Annotated in this window: 20 protein-coding genes and 2 pseudogenes; 5 read left to right on the forward strand and 17 right to left on the reverse strand. The window is 71.2% G+C overall.

Annotation, left to right across the window (positions count from 1 at the left end; all coding sequences use genetic code 11):
- Positions 1 to 92: 92 nt before the first annotated feature.
- Positions 93 to 1664 (forward strand): annotated as a pseudogene (ctaD, locus tag ABT114_RS20295) (aa3-type cytochrome oxidase subunit I); the annotation flags it as partial.
- Here the strand turns inward: ctaD and ABT114_RS20300 are convergent.
- Positions 1663 to 2703, reverse strand: a complete 1041-nt coding sequence (locus tag ABT114_RS20300; protein WP_351144187.1) for a helix-turn-helix transcriptional regulator — start codon at positions 2701 to 2703, stop codon at positions 1663 to 1665. The pseudogene ctaD and the gene ABT114_RS20300 overlap by 2 nt on opposite strands.
- 312 nt (positions 2704 to 3015) lie before the next feature.
- Positions 3016 to 3657 carry a LysM peptidoglycan-binding domain-containing protein gene (locus ABT114_RS20305; protein WP_351144188.1) on the reverse strand — a complete coding sequence of 214 codons (642 nt, stop codon included), beginning with the start codon at positions 3655 to 3657 and terminating at the stop codon, positions 3016 to 3018.
- 535 nt (positions 3658 to 4192) lie between these two features.
- Here ABT114_RS20305 and ABT114_RS20310 point away from each other — a divergent pair.
- Together ABT114_RS20310 and ABT114_RS20315 are read left to right on the forward strand one after the other, a co-directional pair.
- Positions 4193 to 4972, forward strand: a complete 780-nt coding sequence (locus ABT114_RS20310) for a DUF8842 C-terminal domain-containing protein (protein WP_351144189.1) — start codon at positions 4193 to 4195, stop codon at positions 4970 to 4972.
- A gap of 82 nt (positions 4973 to 5054) precedes the next feature.
- Positions 5055 to 5459 (forward strand): hypothetical protein, encoded by a 405-nt coding sequence (locus ABT114_RS20315; protein WP_351144190.1) that lies wholly within the window; start codon positions 5055 to 5057, stop codon positions 5457 to 5459.
- Between the two features lie 55 nt (positions 5460 to 5514).
- On the opposite strand, the gene der is transcribed toward ABT114_RS20315, so the two are convergent.
- The 5 genes from der to aroH form a co-directional block, all read right to left on the reverse strand.
- Positions 5515 to 6993 carry a ribosome biogenesis GTPase Der gene (gene der, locus ABT114_RS20320; protein WP_351144191.1) on the reverse strand — a complete coding sequence of 493 codons (1479 nt, stop codon included), beginning with the start codon at positions 6991 to 6993 and terminating at the stop codon, positions 5515 to 5517.
- 72 nt (positions 6994 to 7065) lie between these two features.
- Positions 7066 to 7758 (reverse strand): lysophospholipid acyltransferase family protein, encoded by a 693-nt coding sequence (locus ABT114_RS20325; RefSeq protein WP_502988346.1) that lies wholly within the window; start codon positions 7756 to 7758, stop codon positions 7066 to 7068.
- Positions 7716 to 8378, reverse strand: coding sequence for a (d)CMP kinase (cmk, locus tag ABT114_RS20330; RefSeq protein ID WP_502988347.1), 663 nt, complete (start codon positions 8376 to 8378; stop codon positions 7716 to 7718). The genes ABT114_RS20325 and cmk overlap by 43 nt, the downstream gene beginning before the upstream one ends.
- Positions 8379 to 8495: 117 nt before the next feature.
- Positions 8496 to 9581: a prephenate dehydrogenase gene (locus tag ABT114_RS20335; protein ID WP_351144193.1), complete on the reverse strand. Its 1086-nt coding sequence runs from the start codon at positions 9579 to 9581 to the stop codon at positions 8496 to 8498.
- Positions 9578 to 9940, reverse strand: a complete 363-nt coding sequence (aroH, locus tag ABT114_RS20340) for a chorismate mutase (RefSeq protein ID WP_351144194.1) — start codon at positions 9938 to 9940, stop codon at positions 9578 to 9580. Before aroH ends, ABT114_RS20335 begins: the two co-directional genes overlap by 4 nt.
- 169 nt (positions 9941 to 10109) lie before the next feature.
- Between aroH and ABT114_RS20345 the strand changes: the two are divergent.
- Together ABT114_RS20345 and ABT114_RS20350 are read left to right on the forward strand one after the other, a co-directional pair.
- Positions 10110 to 10298 (forward strand): annotated as a pseudogene (locus tag ABT114_RS20345) (DUF6529 family protein); the annotation flags it as partial.
- Between the two features lie 42 nt (positions 10299 to 10340).
- Entirely contained in the window at positions 10341 to 10760 is a 420-nt protein-coding gene (locus tag ABT114_RS20350) for a Rieske (2Fe-2S) protein (RefSeq protein WP_351144229.1), read from the forward strand.
- Positions 10761 to 10778: 18 nt separating this feature from the next.
- Here ABT114_RS20350 and ABT114_RS20355 read toward each other — a convergent pair whose 3' ends face one another.
- From ABT114_RS20355 to ABT114_RS20400, 10 genes are all read right to left on the reverse strand, one after another.
- Positions 10779 to 11804, reverse strand: coding sequence for an ADP-ribosylglycohydrolase family protein (locus ABT114_RS20355; RefSeq protein WP_351144195.1), 1026 nt, complete (start codon positions 11802 to 11804; stop codon positions 10779 to 10781).
- Positions 11801 to 12568 carry an NUDIX hydrolase gene (locus ABT114_RS20360; RefSeq protein ID WP_351144196.1) on the reverse strand — a complete coding sequence of 256 codons (768 nt, stop codon included), beginning with the start codon at positions 12566 to 12568 and terminating at the stop codon, positions 11801 to 11803. The genes ABT114_RS20355 and ABT114_RS20360 overlap by 4 nt, the downstream gene beginning before the upstream one ends.
- Positions 12569 to 12646: 78 nt before the next feature.
- Entirely contained in the window at positions 12647 to 13729 is a 1083-nt protein-coding gene (locus tag ABT114_RS20365) for a pseudouridine synthase (protein WP_351144197.1), read from the reverse strand.
- Positions 13729 to 14391, reverse strand: a complete 663-nt coding sequence (scpB, locus tag ABT114_RS20370) for an SMC-Scp complex subunit ScpB (protein ID WP_502988348.1) — start codon at positions 14389 to 14391, stop codon at positions 13729 to 13731. Before scpB ends, ABT114_RS20365 begins: the two co-directional genes overlap by 1 nt.
- Positions 14388 to 15473, reverse strand: a complete 1086-nt coding sequence (locus ABT114_RS20375; RefSeq protein ID WP_351144198.1) for a segregation and condensation protein A — start codon at positions 15471 to 15473, stop codon at positions 14388 to 14390. The genes scpB and ABT114_RS20375 overlap by 4 nt, the downstream gene beginning before the upstream one ends.
- An 18-nt stretch (positions 15474 to 15491) precedes the next feature.
- Complete coding sequence (locus tag ABT114_RS20380; RefSeq protein ID WP_351144199.1) at positions 15492 to 16070, reverse strand: hypothetical protein; 579 nt, start codon at positions 16068 to 16070, stop codon at positions 15492 to 15494.
- A complete protein-coding gene (locus tag ABT114_RS20385) occupies positions 16055 to 17182 on the reverse strand; it encodes a ParA family protein (RefSeq protein WP_351144200.1) in 1128 nt (375 codons plus the stop codon). The genes ABT114_RS20380 and ABT114_RS20385 overlap by 16 nt, the downstream gene beginning before the upstream one ends.
- 387 nt (positions 17183 to 17569) lie before the next feature.
- Entirely contained in the window at positions 17570 to 18694 is a 1125-nt protein-coding gene (gene ald / locus ABT114_RS20390; protein WP_351144201.1) for an alanine dehydrogenase, read from the reverse strand.
- A gap of 135 nt (positions 18695 to 18829) precedes the next feature.
- Complete coding sequence (locus ABT114_RS20395; RefSeq protein WP_351144202.1) at positions 18830 to 20896, reverse strand: tetratricopeptide repeat protein; 2067 nt, start codon at positions 20894 to 20896, stop codon at positions 18830 to 18832.
- A 181-nt stretch (positions 20897 to 21077) separates the two neighbouring features.
- The gene (locus tag ABT114_RS20400; RefSeq protein WP_351144203.1) at positions 21078 to 21704 is read right to left on the reverse strand and encodes an NUDIX domain-containing protein; all 627 of its coding nucleotides are present in this window, start codon (positions 21702 to 21704) and stop codon (positions 21078 to 21080) included.
- Positions 21705 to 21816 lie beyond the last annotated feature (112 nt).

A 21816-nucleotide genomic window follows, 5' to 3' on the forward strand; every position in this document is an offset into this window, starting at 1 on the left:
GCGGCGGCGCGAGCATCATGGCGTGAGTCCGTGGGCACACGTACGGCGCGGGCTTCTGCGGGCCCGGGGCACGGCGAGCGGAGGGGCGAGCGATGGGGACGGAGACCGTTCATGCGGCGGCACGACCCGTGCGGACCAACCAGCGTGGCCGGGTGGTCGTCGACTGGCTGACCACCACCGACCACAAGAAGATCGGCCACCTCTATCTGATCACGTCGTTCGCGTTCTTCCTGGTCGGCGGGGTCATGGCGCTGCTGATGCGGGCCGAACTCGCCCGGCCCGGACTCCAGATCGTGGACAACAACCAGTTCAACCAGCTGTTCACCATGCACGGCACGATCATGCTGCTGCTGTTCGCGACGCCGAGCTTCGCGGGCTTCGCCAACGAGCTGATGCCGTTGCAGATCGGCTCCCCCGACGTCGCCTTCCCGCGGCTGAACATGCTGTCGTACTGGCTGTTCCTCTTCGGCGGTCTGATCGTGCTCGGCTCGCTGCTCGTGCCCGACGGCCCGGCCGCCTTCGGCTGGTTCGCCTACGCCCCGCTCAACAGCGAGGTGCGCTCGCCCGGTGTCGGGTCCGACCTGTGGATCATGGGCCTGGCGCTGGCCGGCTTCGGGACGATCCTCGGCGCGGTCAACTTCATCACCACCATCATCGGGATGCGCGCCCCGGGCATGACGATGTTCCGGATGCCGATCTTCACCTGGAACACGCTGTTCACGTCGATCCTGATCCTGCTGGCGTTCCCGGTGCTGGCGGCGGCGCTGCTGGTGCTGGAGGCGGACCGGCGGTTCGGCTCGCAGGTGTTCGACGCGGCCAACGGCGGCGCGCTGCTGTGGCAGCACCTGTTCTGGTTCTTCGGGCATCCCGAGGTGTACATCATCGCGCTGCCGTTCTTCGGCATCATCAGCGAGATCATCCCGGTCTTCAGCCGGAAGCCGATCTTCGGCTATCTGACACTGGTCGGCGCGACGATGGCGATCACGGGTCTGTCGGTGGTGGTGTGGGCGCACCACATGTTCGCGACGGGCGCGGTGCTGCTGCCGTACTTCTCCTTCATGTCGTTCCTGATCGCGGTGCCGACGGGCGTGAAGTTCTTCAACTGGACCGGGACCATGCTCAAGGGCTCGCTGTCCTTCGAGACGCCGATGCTGTGGGCGGTGGGCTTCCTGGTGACGTTCCTGTTCGGCGGCCTGACCGGGGTGATCCTGGCGTCGCCGCCGATGGACTTCCACGTCACGGACTCGTACTTCGTGGTCGCGCACTTCCACTACGTCGTCTTCGGCACGGTCGTGTTCGCGATCTTCGCCGGCTTCTCCTTCTGGTGGCCGAAGTTCACCGGGAAGATGCTCGACGAGCGGCTGGGGAAGATCCACTTCTGGACGCTGTTCGTGGGCTTCCACACCACGTTCCTGGTGCAGCACTGGCTGGGCGCGGAGGGGATGCCGCGCCGGTACGCCGACTATCTCGCCGCCGACGGCTTCACCGCCCTGAACACCGTCTCGACCATCGGCGCCTTCCTGCTCGGCATGTCCACGCTGCCCTTCCTCTACAACGTCTGGAAGACCGCCAAGTACGGCGAGAAGGTCGAGGTCGACGACCCCTGGGGCTTCGGCCGCTCCCTGGAGTGGGCGACCTCGTGCCCGCCGCCCCGGCACAACTTCACGACGCTGCCCCGGATCCGCTCCGAGTCCCCGGCGTTCGACCTGCATCACCCGGAGCACGCGGGCGTGGCGCCGCGGCCCGAGCCAGGGCGGCATCAAGCCGGTCCCGGGCCGTCCTGATCGCCTCGGTGAGTTCGACGGGCTCCAGCACCTCGAACGCGAGGCCCGTCATCATGACGTGAACGACCATCACGTCCAGGCTCGCGGCCCCGGTGCGCAGGATGCAGGCGTCGTCGCCGTCGGCCTCCAGCGTGCCGGAGGAGGGCGAGACCCGCTCGGCGGCCTCGTGCAGCGGCACCAGCAGGCGGATGACGGCGTGCGAGGCGTACGCGCGCGTGGAGACGCCTTGGGAGACGTACGCGGCGAGGTCCTCGGCTGGCGGCTCGCGGGGCGTGAAGCGCGGGCCGTGCGGCGGCCTGGGCTTGATGCGGTCGGCGCGGAACGTACGCCAGTCCTCTCGGTCGAGGTCCCAGGCGACCAGGTACCAGCGGCGCTCGGTGCACACCAGACGGTGTGGTTCGACGGTACGGCGGGTGGGGGCGCCGTCGTGTCCCCGGTAGTCGAAGCGCAGGCGCTCGGCATCCCGGCAGAGGTGGGCGAGTTCGGTCAGCACGGCCGGGTCGACGGCCGAGGGCTGCGGTCCGCGCAGCATGGGCACGGTGAAGGCGTTGAGGGCGCCCACCCGGCGGCGCAGCCGGTGCGGCAGGACCTGCTCCAGCTTGGCGAGGGCGCGTACGGAGGTCTCGCCGATGCCCTCGATGCCCTGCCCGGCGGCCGTGCGCAGCCCCACCGCGACGGCGACCGCCTCGTCGTCGTCCAGCAGGAGGGGCGGCAGCTCGGCACCCACGCCCAGCTGATAGCCGCCGCCCGTGCCGGGGCTGGCGTTGACCGGGTAGCCCAGCTCACGCAGCCGGTCCACGTCCCGGCGCACCGTGCGCGCGGTGACGCCGAGCCGGTCGGCCAGCTCGGCCCCGGACCACTCGCGGTGGGCCTGGAGGAGCGAGAGCAGGCGCAGCAGTCGTGCGGAGGTCTCCAGCATGGTCAAAGTGTGTCTCACGGTGCGCAGGGCAGCCGCGGCACGTCGAAGCGGGTGCTGGTCAGGGCAGCGCGGGAAGTCCTTGTAGTCGTCGGGGACGGTGGACGTCCGGTCCTGAACGTTCGTCACCTCGGCGACGCCCTCCCGTGCCCTGCCGGCACGCACGCCCGCGCGGCGCGCCCGGCGGGTCTTCGTGCACGAACTCCCGTGCGACCAGGCCGGGTTCGGAGGGAAGGCGGCCGAGCTGTGGCCCCGGTCGGGGCCCCACCCGGTCGGCGGAGGACCGGGTGGGGCCGCGTGCCAGGGCGGGGAGCGTCAGAGGTCGAGACGCTGCCCGGGCACGATCACGTCGGGGTCACCGCCGATGACGGCCTTGTTGGCGGCGTAGATCCGCTGCCAGGTGGTCCCGTGCCGGGCGGCGATCCCGCTGAGCGTGTCACCCTCGCGGACGGTGTAGTCGCCACGGGAGGCGCCACGGCTCGGGTGCTGCGTCGAACGGGTCGGCGTCGTCGACGACCCGGACGGCTTCGAGGGGGCCGACTCGGTGGTGGCGGAGCCGCTCGCGGGGGCCGCTGGGGCGCCCCCGGAGGCTCCGGCTCGCGCCGCGCAGGTCGGCCACGCGCCCCATCCCTGGGCGCCCTGAACCTTCGTGGCCACGGCGATCTGCTGGGCCCTGGTGGCCCGGTCGGCGGTCGGCGCGTAGGCGCTGCCGCCGTAGGCACGCCAGGTGCCGGCGGAGAACTGGAGTCCTCCGTAGTAGCCGTTGCCGGTGTTGATGTGCCAGTTGCCGCCGCTCTCGCACTGGGCGATGCGGTCCCACACCCCGCCGTCCGCCGCTGCGGCGTTGCCGGTCGCGGCGAGCAGCCCGAGGGGGGCGAGGAGCGCCGCCCCGGCGAGGACCGCCGTCGTACGGGTCTTACGGGTGTTGTCGCGGGTGGTATCGGCACATTCGGACATGTGGATCCCTCTCGAACAACTCGGGGTCCCCCAAGGCGGTGCGCCACGGCCGCGCATGGACGCGGTCGTCGCGCTCCGCCCGTCCGCCGGACGGTAATGCTGCGCCCTGGCCAGGCGCGGTCGGCGGACTTCCCGAGCGGTGCTGTGTGCACACGGCGGAGGAATGTAGGGAGCGGACGGAGCCGGCATCAACCAACGGCGTGTCGTTCCAGGCCAGTTGGCCGTTACCGCAGGTATCGGCGAAATCCGGCCACCCACTACATTCGTTGATTTCCTGATTTGTCGACCAGTCGCCGGGGCGACCTGTGACTCACTTCACCGAATGAACTTCCTTGGGATTCCCAGCTCTTGACGGTGAGTGTCCGATTCCGCACCGCATGTGACCCTGTGCGGTGGATGGTTCGATTCCGTTCGCCCGGCAGCGTGACTCCCGCCACAGATCACCCGTTGTCTTCTGCATGAGCCGGGGACCCACCCGGACCACGGGCCGGGAGCCACCCGGCCTCGCCACGCACCGCATCCCGAGGGAGCCACCGTGCCGCGCATGCTCGACGTCAGCGACGAGGTACGCGCCGAGATCGGCGACGAAGAAGCCGACCGGCTGCTCGCCGGAGAGAACGCCCCGGGCAGTTACGACTGCACGTCCTGTCGCACCCCGGGCGACTCCGAGCACGAGCGCACCAGCACCGTCCTGTTCATCGGGGACGAGACCGCCGTACTCGCCTTCGCCCACGCCGGCTGCCTGCCCTCGCAGGTCGTCCAGGTCACCGAGGAGCAGTTGCAGGGCGCGGTCCGCTCCATCGGCGGCAGCACCGGCGGCGATCCACAGCAGGCCATGCCCGAGCAAGCCGTGCTCGGCGTGACCAGCGGACTCGTCCTGCTCGCCGGGGAGTTGCACCCCGCGCTGGTCGTCGAGCCGACCGCGCCCATCGTGCGGCCCGGCTCGATGGGCGTCGGTGACGACTTCCTGCCGCTGCTCATCGAGCAGGGCTTCATGCCGCTCACCGAACTGGTCGAGGTACCGCCCGTGCTGCACGGCTGGTCGGTGCTGCTCGCCGCGGGCCAGCTGCACGCGGTGCTGCAGCCGGGCACGGGCGGGGGCCAGCCGGTCGCCTGGTGGCAGGCACACCAGCCGCTCCAGGTCACCGACAGCTGGCGGGCGGCGGCGAACAAGCACCAGCAGGTGCTCATGTTCGCGGCGCCGGTCGGATCGATCGGGCGCCAGCCCCGTGAGGATCTACTGCGGGGCGCGCTCGACAAGGCGGCGGCCAACGGCAAGCTGGTCGCGTCCGCGCTGCCGCTCGCGGGCACCTGAGCGCCCTTGCTCCAGGGACGGTTGACCTGCTGAATCAGCTGCTCAGCCGCATCCCCTGGGCGACGGGGTCGTTTGGACATACGTGCACGCATACGACGTTCCCCGCCGCCAGGCCTTCCAGTCGATCCCGTCCGCACGACCGGCTCAGGAATCTCATGGCGGCCCATCGGCCACGCCGATCTACGACGCGCTCTACGCCGAGTACGTCAAGTCCTTCCGCACGCTGCCGGGTGACCGCAGCGGCGAGGAGGACCTGGGCTTCACCGCCTTCGGGAACATCCCGCACGGTACGGGCTCGTTCGGGGGCCACCGTTCGGGGACGTTCAGCAGTTCGTACAGCGCCTACAGCGCCGGGGCGAACAGCGCGCGGCACAGCGGCGGCCAGCAGTCCCCGTGGCAGCGCGTCGGGCAGCTCGCGCAGCAGTACGGCACGGGGATGCACCACGTCCCGGCGGCGCTGCCGCCCGGGCCGCGCAGAGGCCTCTGAGCAGACGCTGAAGGGCGGCCCCGGGAAAACCGGGGCCGCCCTTCTCCTGCCTGTGCTACTTCCGCTTCGCGCCGCGCTTCTCGCGCACCCGCACGGAGATGTGGATCGGCGTGCCCTCGAAGCCGAACTCCTCGCGCAGCCGGCGCTCGATGAAGCGGCGGTAGCCCGCCTCGATGAAGCCGGAGGCGAAGAGCACGAACCGCGGCGGCTTGGTGCCCGCCTGGGTGCCGAAGAGGATGCGGGGCTGCTTGCCGCCCCGGATCGGGTGCGGGTGGGCGGCGACCAGCTCACCGAGGAAGGCGTTCAGGCGACCCGTGGGGACGCGGGTCTCCCAGCCCGCCAGCGCCGTCTCGATCCCCGGGACCAGCTTCTCCATGTGCCGGCCGGTGCGCGCCGAGACGTTGACGCGCGGCGCCCAGGCGACCTGGCCGAGCTCGGTCTCGATCTCCCGCTCCAGGTAGTAGCGGCGCTCCTCGTCGAGCGTGTCCCACTTGTTGAAGGCGAGGACGATCGCGCGGCCCGCGTCGACAGCCATCGTGACGATGCGCTGGTCCTGGACGGAGATGTTCTCCGACGCGTCGATCAGGATGACGGCGACTTCGGCCTTCTCGACGGCCGCGGCCGTACGCAGCGAGGCGTAGTAGTCGGCGCCCTGCTGGAGGTGGACGCGCTTGCGGATGCCCGCCGTGTCGACGAACTTCCAGGTGACACCGCCCAGCTCGATCAGCTCGTCGACCGGGTCACGGGTCGTGCCCGCGAGCTCGTTCACGACGACGCGCTCCTCGCCCGCCACCTTGTTGAGCAGCGAGGACTTGCCGACGTTCGGACGGCCGATGAGAGCGATCCGGCGCGGGCCGCCGACCGCCGTGCCGAAGGTCTGCGCGGGCGCCTCCGGCAGGGCCTCCAGGACGGCGTCCAGCATGTCGCCGGTGCCACGGCCGTGCAGCGCCGAGACGGGGTGCGGCTCGCCGAGGCCCAGGGACCACAGGTACGAGGCGTCGGCCTCGCCGCTCGGGCCGTCGACCTTGTTGGCGCACAGCACCACGGGCTTGCCGGCCTTGCGCAGCAGTCGTACGACCGCCTCGTCGGTGTCGGTCGCGCCGACCTTGGCGTCGACGACGAACACGACGGCGTCGGCCGCCTCGATCGCGAACTCGGCCTGGGCGGCCACGGAGGCGTCGATACCGAGGACGTCCTGCTCCCAGCCGCCGGTGTCGACGACCTTGAAGCGGCGGCCCGCCCACTCGGCCTCGTACGTGACGCGGTCGCGGGTGACGCCGGGCTTGTCCTCGACGACGGCCTCGCGGCGGCCGATGATGCGGTTCACCAGCGTCGACTTGCCGACATTGGGGCGGCCGACGACGGCGAGCACGGGCAGCGGGCCATGGCCGGCCTCCTCGATGGCGCCCTCGACGTCCTCGAGGTCGAAGCCCTCTACCGCGGCGAGCTCCATGAACTCCGCGTACTCGGCGTCGCCAAGTGCTCCGTGGTCGTGCTCCTCGCCCGAGCCCTCGGAGTGGATCTGGTCGTTCATGAAGTCCGTACCTCGTTCATCGTGGTGATCGGTGGACCACCCGTATCGGGTGATCCACTACTCAAGTGTCTCTTAGCGCCCGGTCAGGCGCCTGGCGTTTTCCAGGTGGGCACTGAGCTGCTTCTGGATGCGCTCGGTCGCCTCGTCCAGCGCCTTGCGGGTGCGCCGCCCGCTGCCGTCACCCGCCTCGAAGGGGTCGCCGAAGACGACGTCGACGCGGGAGCGCAGCGGGGGCAGCGCCTTTGTCAACCGGCTGCTCTTCTCAGAGCTTCCCAGGACCGCGACCGGGACGATCGGGGCCCCGCTGCGGACCGCGAAGTACGCGAGCCCGGCGCGCAGGGCGGCGAAGTCGCCCTCACCCCGGGTGCCCTCCGGGAAGATGCCGAGCACGCCGCCGTTGTCGAGGACGCCCAGGGCCTGGGTGATCGCGGTGCGGTCGGTGGACTCGCGGTCGACCTTCACCTGCCCGATGCCGAGCAGGAACGGGTCGAGCGGGCCGACGAACGCCTCCTTCTTGATCAGGAAGTGCGTCGGCCGGGGCGCCACGCCCATCACCATCGGGCCGTCGATGTTGTGGGAGTGGTTGACCGCGAGGATCACCGGGCCGGTCACGGGGACCTTCCAGGCGCCCAGGACACGCGGCTTCCACAGCCCGTACATCAGGCCGACGCCGATGCGCCTGCCGACCTCGGCGCCCTTGACGGAAGGAACGGACGGGACGCTCACTTCGCGGCCCGCTTCTCCTCGACGAGGGTGACGACGCACTCTATGACCTGCGTGAGCGTGAGGTCGGTGGTGTCCACCTCGACGGCGTCGTCCGCCTTGGCGAGCGGCGAGGTCTTGCGGCTGGAGTCGGCCGCGTCCCGCTTGATGAGGGCCTCGCGGGTGGCATGGACGTCCGCGCCCTTGAGCTCACCGCTGCGGCGGGCGGCGCGGGCCTCCGGAGAGGCCGTCAGGAAGATCTTGAGGTCGGCCTCGGGCAGCACGGTCGTGCCGATGTCGCGGCCCTCGACGACGATCCCGTTCTCCGCCGAGGTGGCCAGGGAGCGCTGCAGCTCGGTGATCCGGGCCCGCACCTCGGGCACCGCGCTGACCGCGCTGACCTTGGAGGTGACCTCCTGGGTGCGGATCGGGCCGGCCACGTCGGTGCCGTCGACCGTGATCGTCGGGCCGGCCGGGTCGGTACCGGAGACGATCTCGGGCTTGCCGGCCACGGCGGCGATCGCGGAGGGGTCGGTGATGTCGATCCCGTTGGTCACCATCCACCAGGTGATCGCCCGGTACTGGGCGCCGGTGTCCAGGTAGCTCAGGCCGAGCTGTGCGGCCACGGCCTTGGACGTGCTCGACTTGCCCGTGCCGGAGGGGCCGTCGATGGCGACAATCACTGCCGGGACGCTTTCCACAGTGGGGGTACCTTCCTGGACCGGGGTGGTGGGGCGGGGCCGCGACTGTGCCCCGCACAAGGTTACTGGCTCCCCGGACGCCGTTTTACTGCCGGATCTTCACTGCCGGATCGCCCAGCCCCGTTCCCGCAGCGCCGCTGTCAGAACAGGTGCCGACTTCGGCTCCACCATCACCTGCACCAGACCGGCCTGCTGCCCCGTCGCGTGCTCGATGCGTACGTCCTCGACGTTGATCCCGGCCCGTCCCGCGTCCGCGAAGATGCGGGCCAGCTGACCGGGCTGGTCGTCGATGAGGACGGCCACCGTCTCGTACACCCGCGGAGCGGACCCGTGCTTGCCGGGGACGCGGACCTGGCCGGCGTTGCCGCGGCGCAGCATGTCCTCGATACCGGCGGTGCCCTCGCGGCGCTTGCCCTCGTCGGAGGACTGCAGGGCGCGCAGGGCCCGGACCGTCTCATCGAGATCGGCGGAGACGTCCGCGAGGAGGTCGGCGACCGGGCCCGGGTTCGCGGAGAGGATGTCGATCCACATCCGGGGGTCGGACGCGGCGATCCGGGTCACATCGCGGATGCCGCCGCCGCACAGCCGTACGGCAGCCTCCTCGGCGTTCTCAAGGCGCGCGGCGACCATGCTGGAGACCAGGTGGGGCATGTGGGAGACGAGGGCCACGGCGCGGTCGTGCGCGTCGGCGTCCATCACCACCGGCACCGCGCGGCAGTGCGAGACCAGCTCCAGGGCGAGGTTCAGCACCTCGGTGTCGGTGTCGCGCGTCGGTGTGAGCACCCAGGGGCGGCCCTCGAAGAGGTCGCCGGTCGCGGCGAGCGGGCCGGACTTCTCGCGGCCCGACATGGGGTGACTGCCGATGTACGCCGACAGGTCGAGGCCGAGCGCCTCCAGGTCGCGGCGCGGGCCGCCCTTGACGCTGGCCACGTCGAGGTAGCCGCGGGCCACGCCCCGGCGCATGGCGTCCGCGAGCACACCGGCCACGTGGGCCGGCGGCGCGGCGACGATCGCGAGGTCGACGGGTCCCTCGGGCGCCTCGTCCGTGCCGGCGCCGAGCGCGGCCGCCGTACGGGCCTGCTCCGGGTCGTGGTCGGCCAGGTGGACGACGACGCCCCGCTGGACGAGGGCGAGGGCGGCCGACGTACCGATGAGCCCGGTTCCGATGACGAGTGCGGTCCTCACTGGGCGATGTCCTTGCGCAGGGCGGCCGCGGCACCGAGGTAGACATGCGCGATGTCGGCCCGGGGCCGGTCGGACTCGACGTGTGCGAGGAGGCGGACCACGCGGGGCATGGCGCCGGCGATGTCCAGTTCCTGGGCGCAGATCAGCGGCACGTCGACGATGCCGAGCTTGCGGGCGGCGGCCGCCGGGAAGTCGCTGTGCAGGTCCGGCGTGGCCGTGAACCAGATGCTGATCAGGTCGTCCGTGCCCAGACCGTTCCGTTCCAGGACGGCGCCGAGCAGGGCACCGACCTGCTCACTCATGTGGCCGGCTTCGTCCCGCTCCAGTTGGACGGCTCCCCGGACCGCTCGTACCGCCACGGCGCTGCTCCTCGCTGATGTGCTGATTGCTGATGTACGGATCGCTGCTTCGTCCATCAAGCCTAGTCAGACCGGGCGCGACCGGTGCGCGGCGCCCGCTCGGTGAGACGACGGGCGCCGCGCGGCGTTCCTTGTGGCGGTCCCGGTCGCGGTGCACTGCCGGTAGGCGGTGCACCGCCTGTACGCGTTGGGCTATCAGGCGTATGAAACGACCGTTTTGCGGCACTCCATGCCGAATTGCTTCTTCTTGGGTGCCTTCAGTGCCAAGATGCTGCTGCTCCGCTCGGAGCGACTTCCCGGCTGGTTGCTGCCGATCGTCGGCGGACTGGTGTTCGCCGTCCGCACGGTCGTCCGGCTGACCTCCGCCCCCCTGGTTCTTCCGCACCTTCGGAGTGACGACATGACCCACGGCACGACGCGGCGCACAGTACTCGCGACGGGCGCGGCCGCGCTCGTCGCGGGCTGCAGCAAGTCCGGCGACAACAACGAGACCGGCTCCCCCGCCACCGCCTCCGCCTCCGCCGCCTCCATCGGCAAGGAACTGGCGAAGACCAGCGACATCCCGGTCGGCGGCGGCAAGATCTTCCCGGCCGACAAGGTCGTCGTCACCCAGCCGAAGAAGGACGAGTTCAAGGCCTTCTCCAACATCTGCACCCACCGGCAGTGCCCGCTCGCCAACGTCTCCGGCGGCACGATCAACTGCAACTGCCACGGCAGCAAGTTCCACATCACGGACGGCTCGGTGGCCCACCCCCCGGCGACGAAGCCGCTGCCCAAGAAGAAGATCACAGTGGAGGGCGCCACGATCCGCCTGGTCTGACCACCGCCTCCCGCCCGGTCAGGCGTCCCAGAGCGCCCCGAGCGTCACCAGCTCGCCCTGGTACTCGATACGGTCCGCCCACCGGGTGGGCCACGCGTCGGCCCCCAGGTACGCGCCCGCGAAGGCGCCCGTCAGGCAGGCGATCGAGTCGGAGTCGCCGGAGCTGCACGCGGCACGGCGCAGCGCGGTCAGCGGCTCGTCGACGAAGAGCAGGAAGCACAGCAGCCCGGTCGCCAGGGCCTCCTCGGCGATCCAGCCCTCCCCGGTGGCCAGACACGGGTCGGTCTCGTGCGAGCCGGCGCGCACGGCTTCCTGGAGCCGGTCCAGGATCGCCAGGCACTCGTCCCAGCCGCGCGCCATGAAGTGCTCGGGGGTGGGGTCCTGGCTGCGCGTCCACAGGTCGCCGAGCCAGCGCTCGTGGTAGCGGGTGCGGTTGTCGAGGGCGTACGAGCGCAGCAGCCCGACGAGCCCGGTCGGCTCGGCGCCCTGGGCGAGCAGCCGTACGGCGTGCGCGGTGAGGTCGGACGCGGCGAGCGCCGTCGGATGCCCGTGCGTGAGGGCGGACTGCAACTGGGCCGCGCCGGCGCGCTGTTCGTCGCTCAGGCCGGGGGCCAGCCCGATGGGCGCCACCCGCATGTTGGCGCCACAGCCCTTGGAGCCGATCTGGCTGGCGTCCTGCCACAGCCGGCCCTCGGTCTGCAACAGATTGCAGGCAACCAGGCAGGTCCGGCCGGGAGCCCGGTTGTTCTCCGGCGACTGGTACCAGTCCACGAACTCCTCGCGCAGCGGCCGCTCCAGCCGCTTCGGGCCGAGCAGCCCCCGGTCCATGGCCGTCCGCAGTCCCCGCCCCAGCGCCAGCGTCATCTGCGTGTCGTCGGTGACGATCGCGGGCCTGGGCAGCTCCATCTCCCGCCAGGGCCCGAACTTGGCGAGGATGGACGGCACGTCGTTGAACTCGGTCGGGAAGCCCAGCGCGTCCCCGAGCGCGAGGCCCAGCAGGGCTCCGGTGGCGGCGCGCTTGCGGACGGTGGTCGTGGTGGTCATGCGGGGCGTCCTTCCCGAGGCGTGCGAAGCAGGGGCGGATGGAGCGCGGCGGCCGGGCCGGCCCGGTACAGCGCGGCCGGTTTGCCACGGCCGCCGGTCAGGCGGGCGGCTCCCGGGACGGGTTCGACGAAGCCGGGGGTGGCGAGCACCTTGCGCCGGAAGTTGGGCCGGTCCAGGGCCGTGCCCCACACCGTCTCGTAGACCTGCTGCAACTCGCCGAGCGTGAACTCGGGCGGACAGAAGGCGGTGGCGAGGCAGGTGTACTCGAACTTGGCGCCGACGCGATCGTGGGCGTCGGCGAGGATCCGGTCGTGATCGAAGGCGAGCGGCTCGGCGGAGTCGTACGGCAGCCAGCGGGCCTGGGCCGCGTCGCCGCCGCCGTGCGGCTCGGGCGCGTCCGGGAGCAGTGCGGCGAACGCGACCGACACGACCCGCATCCGGGGGTCGCGGTCGGGCTCGCTGTAGGTGCGCAGCTGCTCCAGGTGCAGCCCGGAGACATCCGTCAGGCCGGTCTCCTCGGCGAGCTCGCGCCGGGCCGCCGTCTCCGCGGACTCGTCGGGCAGCACGAAGCCGCCGGGCAGCGCCCAGTGTCCGGCGTACGGCTCCTGCCCGCGCTCGACGAGCAGCACGTGCAGCGCGCTGTCGCGGATGGTGAGGACGGCGAGATCGACGGTGACGGCGAAGGGTTCGAAGGCGTACTTGTCGTAGCCGTCGGGCGTACGACCCCCTGATGCACCCTCCGATGCACTCCCTGGTGCCGCCACGACCACCACCCCCTTTAATAGTCATCCCGACTACAAAAGGGGGTGGTGGTCCGTGACAAGGTGTCGTCCCGGATCGTCCTAGAGGTCGACTTCCTTCATCAGCATGCCGACCTCGGTGTTGGACAGCCGCCGCAGCCAGCCCGACTTCTGGTCGCCCAGGGTGATCGGTCCGAAGGCGACGCGCACCAGCTTCTCGACGGGGAAGCCCGCCTCCGCCAGCATGCGGCGGACGATGTGCTTGCGGCCCTCGTGGAGGGTGACCTCGACCAGGTAGTTCTTGCCGGTCTGCTCGACGACCCGGAAGTGGTCCGCCTTCGCGTACCCGTCCTCCAGCTGGATGCCGTCCTTGAGCCGCTTGCCCAGGTCGCGCGGGATCGGGCCGACGATGGCCGCGAGGTAGACCTTCTTCACGCCGTACCTGGGGTGGGTCAGGCGGTGCGCCAGCTCACCGTGGTTGGTGAGCAGGATGACGCCCTCGGTCTCGGTGTCGAGCCGGCCGACGTGGAAGAGCCGCGTCTCGCGGTTGGTCACGTAGTCGCCGAGGCACTGACGGCCCTCGTTGTCCTCCATGGTGGAGACGACACCGGCGGGCTTGTTCAGCGAGAAGAACTGGTACGACTGCGTCGCGACCGTCAGACCGTCGACCTTGACCTCATCGTGCTCCGGGTCGACCCGCTTGCCCTGCTCGAGGACGATCTCGCCGTTGACCTCGACCCGCGCCTGCTCGATCAGCTCCTCGCAGGCGCGCCGGGAGCCGTAGCCCGCGCGCGCGAGCACCTTCTGCAGGCGCTCGCCCTCCTGCTCGGCGCCCGGGAAGGTCTTGGGCAGCTTGATGTCCTTCTTGCCCGCGTACCGCTCCCGGTTGCGCTCCTCGACCCGCGTCTCGTACTCGCGGGAGCGGGAGGGGGCCGTACGACCGCGCCCGCCGCCCTGCGGGGACTGGGACTGCTTGGGGCCGCCCTTGGCACCGCCGCGCGCCGCGCCGCCGCGCCCGGCCTTCGGGCCGTCCTTCGTCGCGCCGGGGCCCACGTCGTAGCGGCGCTCCTCGGGGCGGGGCTTGCGGGGGCGGCCCTGCCCCTGCTTGTCGTCCCTGCTGTTGCCGGCGCCGCGGTAGTTACCCCGCCCGCCGCTCTTGCCGCTACCGCTGCCGCTGCTTCGCATCAAAGTTCCGTCGTCGTCGTGTGATCGTCGTCTGCGCCGGACGCGTCGGGCGCGTCCGGGTCGAACGACGGAACCCCTTCCTGGGTCTCGGCCTCGATCGCCGCCGCCTCCGGGAGGAAGGGCGCGAGCTCCGGGAGCTCGTCCAGACCGCGCAGGCCCATCCGCTCCAGGAAGTAGTTCGTCGTCACGTACAGGATCGCACCTGTTTCGGGTTCCGCGCCCGCCTCCTCCACGAGACCGCGCTGGAGGAGGGTGCGCATGACCCCGTCGCAGTTCACTCCGCGGACCGCCGAGACCCGGCTGCGGCTGACCGGCTGGCGGTAGGCGACCACGGCGAGGGTCTCCAGCGCCGCCTGCGTGAGCCGGGCCTGCTGGCCGTCCAGAACGAAGCCCTCCACGGCCGCCGCGTACTCGGGCCGGGTGTAGAAGCGCCAGCCGCCCGCGATGAGCCGCAGCTCGAAGCCGCGCCCCTGCACGGTGTACTCGTCGGCCAGCTCGCGCAGCGCGTCCCCGATCTGCCGCTTCGGCCGCTGGAGGATCTTGGCGAGGTGTTCCTCGGTCGCGGGCTCGTCCACGACCATGAGGACGGCCTCCAGGGCGGGCTTGAGGTCGAGGTCGGCGACGGTACGCAGCCCGGCCGGCACGTCGGTGGTCTCGCTCACGCCTTCTTCTCCTCCTTGGGTACCTCGGGCGGCCGGTCGAACTCGTCGGTGACCTTCGGGGGGGCTCCCTCGTCCCCGCCGGTCCAGCGCACGAGCAGCTCGCCGAGGGCGTCCTCCTGCTCCAGGGCGACGGCCTTCTCCCGGTACAGCTCCAGCAGCGCCAGGAAGCGCGCCACGACCGTGAGGGTGTCGGTGGTGTCCTCGACCAGCGCGCGGAAGCTGGCCTCACCGAGCTCCCGCAGCCGCGCGACCACGATCCCGGCCTGCTCCTGCACGCTGACCAGGGGCGCGTGGATGTGGTCGACGTACACCTGCGGCTTGGCCCTGGGCTGCATCGCCTTGACCGCCAGCTTGGCGAAGCCCTCCGCGCCGATGCTGATGACGACCTCGGGCAGCAGCTCGGCGTGGTGGGGTTCGAGGCCGACGGTACGGGGGTAGCGGCGGGCTTCCTGCTCCAGCCGGTGGTTGAAGATGTCGGCGATCTGCTTGTACGCCCGGTATTGCAGCAACCGCGCGAACAGCAGGTCGCGGGCCTCCAGCAGGGCCAGGTCGGCCTCGTCCTCCACCTCGGCGGCGGGCAGCAGCCGGGCCGCCTTCAGGTCGAGCAGCGTGGCGGCCACGACGAGGAACTCGGTCGTCTGGTCGAGGTCCCAGTCCGGGCCCATCGCCCGGATGTGCGCCATGAACTCGTCGGTCACCTTCGACAGGGCGACTTCGGTGACGTCGAGCTTGTGCTTGGAGATCAGCTGGAGCAGCAGGTCGAAGGGACCCTCGAAGTTCGCGAGCCGGACCTTGAAGACGCCGTCGGCGGAATCCCGGGGTTCGGCAGGCCCGGGCTCACGAGGGGAGGCCTCCGGTTCCGGTTCCGGCTCCGGTACGACGACCTCGGGTTCCGGTTCCGGCACCAGTACGACGACCTCGGGCGCCGGCGCCGACTCCGGTACGACAACCTCGGGCGCCGGCTCCGCGGCTGCTACCGCGTCCGCGGTTGCCACAGGCGCCGCAGGCCCGCCCGGCCCCCGGCCCAGCGCACGCCGACGGCCGGCGGAGGGGCCGGAGGCGGAAGCGTCGTTCGAGGTCATGGCCCCCGCAGGCTACCGCTACCGCCCGCGCAGCCGACGTACGAGGATGCTCGCGTCCCCGCGGGACTCCAGGTCGGCCAGCACCACGGCGACCGCCTCGCGGACGATCCGCCCGCGGTCGACGGCCAGCCCGTGCTCACCGCGGAGCACGAGACGTGCGTGCTCCAGGTCCATGAGCTCCTCGGCGGACACGTACACCGTGATCTTCTCGTCGTGCCGCTCACGCCCGCTGGGCCGCCGTGCGGGTGACCGCCCGCGCTTGCGCGGCTGCGCCTGTGCGTCGGCAGAACCTTCCTGCGCCGCCTGACGCCGCGCGGAGCGCTCCGCGGCGGCGGCCCGGATGCGGGACTCCCCCGCGTCGGCCGACTCCGCGTCGGCGGCCACGTGCTCGGCGCCCTCGCCGTCGCCGCCCTGCGCGGGCACCGACTGCGGCGCGTCCTCCGCCGGGGCGGCGGCCGTCGGGTCGCTCTCCCCCGCCGGAGCCGGCACCCGGGCCTCGCCGTTGGCCGGGCGCCGGGGAGTGGACGGCTGGAGTGCCATTCCCCCTGTCGTACGGAACAGTTCGTCGGCCCCCGGCAGACTCACTCGGCGTGACACCGGGCGAGCACCTCCCTGGCGAGCTGGCGGTAGGCGGCGGCGCCGACGGAGTTGGAGGCGTACGTCGTGATCGGCTCACCGGCGACCGTGGTCTCCGGGAAGCGGACCGTGCGCCCGATGACCGTGTGGTAGACGTGGTCGTCGAAGGCCTCGACGACACGCGCGAGCACCTCACGGCTGTGCACCGTGCGCGAGTCGTACATCGTGGCGAGGATCCCGTCGAGTTCCAGCTCCGGGTTGAGCCGTTCCTGGACCTTCTCGATGGTCTCCGTCAGCAGCGCGACACCGCGGAGGGCGAAGAACTCGCACTCGAGCGGCACGATCACCTTGTGCGCGGCCGTCAGGGCGTTGACCGTGAGCAGGCCGAGCGAGGGCTGACAGTCGATCACGATGTAGTCGTAGTCGGGCAGCAGCGGCTTCAGCGCCCGCTGGAGCGTCGACTCGCGCGCGACCTCGCTCACGAGCTGGACCTCTGCGGCCGACAGGTCGATGTTGCTGGGCAGCAGGTCCATGTTCGGGACCGCCGTCTTCAGGAGCACCTCGTCCGCCGCCATGCCCCGCTCCATGAGCAGGTTGTAGACGGTGAGGTCGAGCTCCATCGGATTGACGCCGAGACCGACCGACAGCGCGCCCTGCGGGTCGAAGTCCACGAGCAGCACGCGACGGCCGTACTCCGCGAGCGCGGCACCCAGGTTGATGGTCGACGTCGTCTTGCCGACGCCGCCCTTCTGGTTGCACATCGCGATGATCGTCGCGGGGCCGTGACTGGTCAGCGGTCCCGGGATCGGGAAGTACGGCAGTGGGCGTCCGGTCGGGCCGATGCGCTCGCGGCGCTGACGGGCAGCGTCGGGTGCGAGCGTGGCCGCGTACTCGGGGTCGGGCTCGTACTCGGCGTCGGGGTCGTAGAAGTGCCCTTCGGGCAGTTCGTCGTAGTCGGCGAAGTGGTTGTGGGGCGCGCCACTTCCGTCGCCGGCCATGGCGTTCACGTGATGGCCATCCATGCTCTGGGGTGCTGTCCGAGTCGCCTGCGGACTCTGGTGGGCTGCGAAGGTGCGCACAGCAACAGAGCCGACAGCCTCGAACCCCGCGGGGCCCTGGCCCCGGACAGGCATTCCTGGTTGACCACCCCCGGGAGAAAATGTCGACTCATTCACAAGTCGTCTTACCTCCTTGGTGACCAGGAAACTTCTAGACAGGTCAGCGTGACACCATGCCGACGGTTGGCGACTCTATGGCGTGTCGGCGGTCCGCAGCAACACAATCCGCCGGACCCGGCAGGATGTGTCGGCAATGAAACATCCCTCTGTCAAGGGCGTACGGCCGTCGCACGGCAGGTTTCACCGGTGTACGAATCGGTTCAAGGGTTACGTTCGAGGCGAGTTGACCGAGAGTCGCAAAGTGACCATACACACATCCGGCCGGACCTCATCGGGCAAGGTCCGGCCGGGTGCGCGGCGTTGACGATCCGTGTTGACGTATCGCTTTTACCGTTTGGTGACTTAGCCGAGCAGCGCGTCGAGCTCGACGTGCTGCAGACCGTGCGCCTCGGCGACCTCGCGGTAAACGACCTCGCCGTCATGGGTGTTGAGGCCCCTGGCCAGCGCGGCGTCGCGGCGCAGCGCCTCGGCCCAGCCGTTGTCGGCCAGCGACACGATGTAGGGCAGCGTGGCGTTGGTGAGGGCGTTGGTGGAGGTGTTCGGCACCGCGCCCGGCATGTTGGCGACGCAGTAGAAGACCGAGTTGTGGACCCGGAAGGTCGGCTCGGCGTGCGTGGTGGGACGCGAGTCCTCGAAGCAGCCGCCCTGGTCGATCGCGATGTCGACAAGGACACTTCCCGGCTTCATCCGGGAGACGAGCTCGTTGGTGACCAGCTTCGGGGCCTTGGCGCCCGGGATGAGCACCGCGCCGATGACGAGGTCGGCGTCGAGGACGGCCTTCTCCAGCTCGAAGGAGTTGGACATGATCGCCTTGACCTTGCTGCCGAAGACCTTGTCGGCCTCACGCAGCTTGTTGATGTCGCGGTCCAGCAGGGTCACGTCGAAGCCCATGCCGACGGCGATCTGGACAGCGTTCCAGCCGGAGACGCCACCGCCGATCACGACGGCCTTGGCCGGGGTCACGCCCGGGACGCCGCCCGGCAGCACACCGCGGCCGCCCGCCGGACGCATCAGGTGGTAGGCGCCGACCTGCGGGGCCAGCCGGCCCGCGACCTCGGACATCGGGGCGAGCAGCGGCAGCCCGCGCCCCGGGAGCTCGACCGTCTCGTACGCGATCGCCGTGGTACCTGACTCCAGGAGGGCTTCCGTGCACTCCCTTGATGCGGCCAGGTGCAGGTAGGTGAAGAGCGTCTGGTCCTTGCGGAGGCGGTGGTACTCCTCGGCGACGGGTTCCTTGACCTTCAGCAGCAGGTCCGCGGCGGCCCACACCTCGTCGGCCGTCTCCAGGATCTGGGCACCGGCGGCGACGTACTCGTCGTCCGTGATCGACGAGCCGACACCGGCGTTTCGCTCGATGACGACCTGGTGGCCGTGGCGCACCAGCTCGAGCACACCGGCGGGGGTGATGGCCACCCGGAACTCGTTGTTCTTGACCTCGCGGGGGATGCCGACCTTCACGTCGATCACGGTCCTTGACTCAGAGGGTGTGGGGCAACACAACACATACCCGGATGCATGGGGGCACACGGGGATGCACCGCAGGAGAACGTGCGGCAGAGCCAGTCTAATGAAGGTGTTCCCGCTGTCTAGCCTTTCATTGCATCAATCTTCAGCGGATGTACTACGGATTTCGCAGGCGTTAGCACCGTGTTCCGTAGGTCCTGGCTCTGGAGCACTCTCCGGGAGCTCATTTCCCAGCATGCGCTCCGCCGCCCCTCGGTGCAGGCGGGCGGCCACCGGGTCGCCCAGGCGCTCCAGCGTGTCGGCCAGCCGCAGCTGGAGCGCGGCCTGCAGCCGCACGTCCTCGGCGCGGCGCGCCCACTCCACCGCCTCCCAGCAGGTGCGCAGCGACTCCTCCGGCCGACCCGCGTACTCCTGGACGCGCGCCAGCTCGCTCAACGCCCTTGCCTGGGCGGCCACATCACCGTGCTTGCGGTGTCCGGAGGCCGCCACCCGCCAGTGACGCAGCGCCTCGCCGTAGCGGCCCGCGTAGGTGTGCGCGGTGGCGATACGGCCGTACAGCCGGGCGGCGTCCACACGCTCGTCCCGGGCCAGGCGCTCGGCCAGGGCCCGGCCGAACCAGTCGGCGGCCCGGTCGTAGTCCCCGAGCTCCAGGTGCGCGCCACCTACGGATTCCATCGCGCGGCCGGTGGCATACGGGTCGTTCGCCTCGCGTCCGGCGTCCAGCGCCGCCCGATACCGCACCAGCGCCTCCGCCGTGCGGCCGGTCTGCGCGTCCACGTCGGCGAGGTTCAGCAGGGCCGCGGCCTTCTCGCGGGGCAGGTCGCGGCGCTCGGCCACATCGAGGACGAGCTGATGGATGCCGTACAGGTCGGGGGCGGCCACCTGGGTGCCGAAGTGCGCGACCATGGCTCTGACCAACTGGGACATCAGGCGGCGGGCCAGTGTGTCCAGCTCCCCGTCGGCGACCGCGAGGCGGGCCGCGGCCAGCAGGGCGGGCCTGCGGACGGTCAGCCAGTCGGCGGCGGCCCGGGGACTGGGGAAGCGCAGCGCGCTGGGCATCCCCTGGAGCTTCTCGCGCGCCTCGGGGTTGTCCGTCTCGGTGATCGCCCGGCAGGAGTGCAGCAGCCGTACCGTCCGCTCCAGCATCCGGGCGCGGGCCAGCTGGAGCTCGGCCGGGCGGTCGTGGGTCTCACTGAGGGCCTCGAGCAGGGGGTGCAGACAGCCAGGGACCTCGTACTGCGGCAGCGGCGAGTCCAGGGCCCGCAGCAGGCCCAGGGTGACGAGGTCGTCGAGGGTGGTGCGGGCGCCGCTGACCGAGCAGCCGGCCAGGGCGGAGGCGGTGTGCGGGTCGATGAGGCCGGCCGGGGCGAGGGAGAGCAGTCGCAGTATCCGGGCGGCGGGGGCGGGCAGGCAGGCGTGGACGAGCCGGAAGACCCGGCCGAGGGGCGTGCCCTCGTCACCGTCCGTGTGCAGCTGCTTGGCGAGGTCGGCGACGGCCGCCTTGGGGCGGGTCGCGAGCCAGCCGCCGGCCAGCGTCAGCGCGGCGGGCTGGGCCCGGCACACCTCGACCAGACCCTCGGCGGCCCGCGGGTCGACCGTGATGCGGACCGAGCCGGTGTAGCGGGTCAGCAGCTCCAGCGCGGACTTCGTGTCGAGGCCGCCGATGGTGCACGGGCGGACGTCCGCGATCCCGGTCAGCGGGCCCCCGGCGACGGCCACCACCAGGCACTCCGGGGTGTCCGGGAGCAGCGCGTCGACCTGTTCCGCACCGGCCGCGTCGTCCAGCAGGAGCAGCACCCTGCGGTCGGCGAGGGCGGTCCGCAGGGCCTCGCTCAGGTCGTCCTCGGCGGCGCCGGGCGGGGCCGGCCGGCCCAGCGCGGTGAGCAGCTCACGAGCGGTGCGCTCCACCGGCACGGGCGTGCCGTCGGGCTCGCTGAGGCGGGCCCGCAGCACGCCGTCTTCGTAACGGTGCGCGACCTGTCGGACGAGCTCCTCGGCGAGCGCCGTGCGTCCCGATCCGGGCCTGCCCGCGATGAGCAGCACGCGCGCGCGTGGCGCCTTCTTTCCGGAAAGAGTGTCGAGGCCCGCACGCTCGATGTCGGCGTGCAGCTCCTTCAACTCCCTTGTGCGGCCCAGGAAATGACTCACCGCCGGCGTGCGTCCCGGCAGCCGCGCGCCGCCTGTGTCCACCGCCTGATCCGTCACGGGCCACACTCCCGTCCCACCGCACGCGCAAGCCCGCCGGGTCTCCGGTTCGGGCGTTTCCAGAGCCTAGTTCACGCTCTGCGACGTTCCGGGCGGAGCACGACCGAGCACGACGGAGACGTCCCCCGATCGGATCAGGCGATCGTCACACCGGGCGCGTGGCTTCGGACGCCGAGCCGCTTCAGGCGTCGAAGGGACGCGCCGGCCACGGCGCCTCGGCCGGCCTCAGGGCGTCGAGCCCGTCCCCCCTCTGTGCGGCGACCAGCGAAAGGACACCGACGACGAGGCAGTTGTTGTGCAGGTCGCCCGCGAGGACACCCCGGACGAGCTCCTCGACCGGCACGCGCGCGTGCTCCATGTCGGCCTCCTCGTCCTCCACCTCGAAGCGCTGTCCCTCGGCCTCGGACAGGTCACGGGCGAGGAAGATGCGCACGGCCTCGTCGCAGCCGCCGGGCGTGGTGTAGACGTCGGTGAGGACCCGCCAGTCCTCGGCCTTGACGTGCGCCTCCTCGTACAGCTCGCGCTGGGCGGCGTGCAGCGGGTTCTCGCCGGGCACGTCAAGCAGACCGGCCGGGATCTCCCACAGCTTGTGGCGCACGGGGTGGCGGTACTGCTTGATGACCAGGACGCGGCCCTCCTCGTCGAGGGCGAGGACGGCGACCGAGCCGGGGTGGACCTGGTAGTCGCGGTGGACCACCGAGCCGTCGGGCATGACCACGTCGTCGGTGCGGACGGAGGTCTTGTTGCCCACGAAGGGGGTCTCCGTCGCCCGGATCTCCCACTGCTCGGGAGTGTCCTTGATCGCCATGCCCTGTCCTTTCACACGTACAAAAGAAACCGGTCACACGTGAAACGAGACCGGCCAAAAGAAACCGGGGTGCCCACCTTTTGAAGGTTTGCACCCCGGTCACCGTACAACT

This window comes from Streptomyces sp. NPDC002088, from assembly GCF_040296605.1.
Classification (GTDB): domain Bacteria; phylum Actinomycetota; class Actinomycetes; order Streptomycetales; family Streptomycetaceae; genus Streptomyces.

Coding starts and splice junctions, on each gene's coding strand:
- ABT114_RS20365 (WP_351144197.1), bottom strand. CDS start 13,729: ATGCGAAGCAGCGGCAGCGGTAGCGGCAAGAGCGGCGGGCGGGGTAAC.
- ABT114_RS20355 (WP_351144195.1), bottom strand. CDS start 11,804: ATGACCACCACGACCACCGTCCGCAAGCGCGCCGCCACCGGAGCCCTG.
- ABT114_RS20300 (WP_351144187.1), bottom strand. CDS start 2,703: ATGCTGGAGACCTCCGCACGACTGCTGCGCCTGCTCTCGCTCCTCCAG.
- ABT114_RS20305 (WP_351144188.1), bottom strand. CDS start 3,657: ATGTCCGAATGTGCCGATACCACCCGCGACAACACCCGTAAGACCCGT.
- ABT114_RS20350 (WP_351144229.1), top strand. CDS start 10,341: ATGACCCACGGCACGACGCGGCGCACAGTACTCGCGACGGGCGCGGCC.
- ABT114_RS20400 (WP_351144203.1), bottom strand. CDS start 21,704: ATGGCGATCAAGGACACTCCCGAGCAGTGGGAGATCCGGGCGACGGAG.
- ABT114_RS20385 (WP_351144200.1), bottom strand. CDS start 17,182: ATGCCTGTCCGGGGCCAGGGCCCCGCGGGGTTCGAGGCTGTCGGCTCT.
- der (WP_351144191.1), bottom strand. CDS start 6,993: ATGAACGACCAGATCCACTCCGAGGGCTCGGGCGAGGAGCACGACCAC.
- ABT114_RS20375 (WP_351144198.1), bottom strand. CDS start 15,473: ATGACCTCGAACGACGCTTCCGCCTCCGGCCCCTCCGCCGGCCGTCGG.